At 48.2% G+C, this 2,416-nt stretch carries 3 protein-coding genes; all 3 read right to left on the minus strand.

The window, feature by feature from the left end; all coding sequences use genetic code 11:
• The coding region (locus ACFXKG_RS41110; RefSeq protein ID WP_384850705.1) for a hypothetical protein at positions 1 to 830 on the minus strand (830 nt) is incomplete at its 3' end.
• Entirely contained in the window at positions 831 to 1,616 is a 786-nt protein-coding gene (locus ACFXKG_RS41115; protein ID WP_376642735.1) for a hypothetical protein, read from the minus strand.
• Positions 1,585 to 2,416, minus strand: an 832-nt coding sequence (locus ACFXKG_RS41120; RefSeq protein WP_384850708.1) for a glycoside hydrolase family 73 protein, incomplete at its 5' end; no start/stop codon positions are given. The genes ACFXKG_RS41115 and ACFXKG_RS41120, both read right to left, overlap by 32 nt.

Below are 2,416 nucleotides of genomic sequence, written 5' to 3' on the forward strand. Positions count from 1 at the left end.
CCATTCAATAACGGAAGGTTATACCATGTGAGCGCCATAAAATCATTTTGTGTAAACAGCTGTCGCCAACCCCTGAATACATTGTCAGTGTGTATAACACCAATCCATGACGTATTATCATAGGAACGTGTCAGAACCAATTTCCGCAGACCGTTTGGCGCTGGTAGAATGTCGAGATAGTACCAAGAAGCGTCACCCGGTAACGGTAGTTGATTCCATCCTGTCCCATAATAAAAACCGGGTGGTGCGGTGAATATGCTGTCAGCTGAAGCCAACCGTTTCCGCATTCCTTCAGCATCCGTTAATGCATATTTCTGTGAGAAGTTTTGAACCCCGATAACATCCTGAAGCGATAGATTCGTTGTCTGTAAATCCTTTTGCAGCTGTGTCGCATCCGTAGCAGCTTGATTCCATTTCAAACGTTCAGAATCCGAGACGTGAGGTTTAGCATTTGCGATATGGTTCTTCAGGTTTGTTTCTGATGTCGTCACCCTGTCACTCATACCGTCCCACTTGGTACGGTCTTCAGACGATACGTGTTTGGTCGTGTCCTTTACATGAGCGTCCAAGACTCGGCCGAATGAATCAACGTCAGCCTTCATACTTTGAATTTGTTGGTCAGTTGCACCAGTTGACCCACCGTCCGCGGTATCCTCTAACGCTTGGACTTTTTGCTGAAGCGTCAGAATATCGTTCTTTATCTCATCTGACACGTCCATATGGTCAACGGTGTCCTGAAGCTTTGCCATCTTGTCTTTTAAATCTGAAATACTTGTTTTGACGCCTGTATCATCATAGGGCGGCGTCCGCCTTGACCCGAGTTCAATCAATTAGGACACCTCCACGATTGTGACGACTGTCTCAGTATCAGCGACTAGGTACACGTCAGGGCTTTGGCTATGAACCTTAAATGTTAGCGGGCTGTCGTTAGACGTGAGCGGCGCACCTGTAGTCGTCTCGACACCCTGCTTACCCCAATAAATGACACCCGAGTTAGGCGGGTAGATCGTCAACTCTCGGCGGTTTGTCAGTTTGCTAGAACCTGACTTTGCCATTACAGGCGTGACGCCTACACTCACCCCACCAACCCTAAAGTCATTCATTCCGGCTTCCCGAGTTGGTACAGGTTGTGTCGCCGGGATAGAAGACCCGCCGAGTGTGACAGGCTTATCTATCTCAACACTCCCAATATGCTTGTCGCCTGCCGCAAGCGGCGGTAACGCTGATATATCTACGGTTCCTGTCATCTGCCCAAGCTGAACGGTGTCAATGGACTGTGGTATAGATGACGCTGTAAATTTCTCAATCCAAGATTCGACCCGGACTTTTTCGGGCTGCACGATCGCGGCGTCAAGGTAGATTGTGTGATAGCCGAGCGGTCGCGCCAAAAGCTTTGTTGACCCCGGCGCTACGGCTAAAAGATAATTGTTAGGCGACACGCTCGGGCGCTCGTGTACGTACACGATCTGACTTGTGTTATTTGTTATGGCTGAATGGTTCGGCTTTGTGTCGTCAAAATAAACCGTTGTAATGTCGCCCGGTAGCATGGTGACGGTCTGTTCACGCCATGTACTCTTTTTATGGTCATCCCCCGGCTGTTTGACTAGTTCCGGCATTCTTGTTCACTCCTTTTGCTATTGTAGCGGCTTTCTTGATGTGGTTTGACGCGCTGCGTCCTTTCTTAATGGCTTTGGCTCCCTTAGAAACAGATTTGACAGCACGACCACCCGGAACAAAATCCATTGCTGATGATTCTGTACCTTTCGCAACGTCTCCGACTGCTGGGAAGGCTTTCATAAAGAACACGATTGCAATGATAGCAAGCCCGAGAATAAGAGACCATCTGAACACGCCGAACATGATATTTGATAAATATGATTTGTCGTCAGTGCCTGAAGATGAAGAATCCCCACCTGTCGCCCCGGCTCCTGACGTTCCTTTGAATGTAATGTCCTTATCATCGTACTGGTGAAGGTTGTTACTGCTGATAATGCCGAGAAGCTTATTTACATAGTTAGGGTCTGTTGCATACCCTCCAGCTTTGATTCCCTTCGCATAGTCCTCAACGCTTTTTGCGTTCTTCAGCTTTGACGCATAACGCGGCTTGGATAATAGTTCCGCGTGGGCGCGTATGGAATCTTGATAGCTGTTGTACTTTGCAAAGCCATCCTTCACGTGATAGGTCTTACCGTTATATACTTCGGTCGTACCCATCGTGGCACTTCCTGCTGTACCTCTTCCCTTTATTCCAAATAGGTTCTTAGAGTAGTAGGCAAGCCCGGACAATCCGCCCGGGTTTGAACCGCCTGATTCTAACATGATTTGACCCAGTATGATGGATGCAGGGATGCCAGTGTCTTTCGGTATGGCTTGCGCGTGTTTGATAAACGGCATTATATATACGCCCATACTTCCA

Origin of the sequence: Streptomyces sp. NPDC059255 (assembly GCF_042752355.1) — a bacterium.
In the GTDB taxonomy this organism is placed as follows: Bacteria; Actinomycetota; Actinomycetes; order Streptomycetales; family Streptomycetaceae; genus Streptomyces.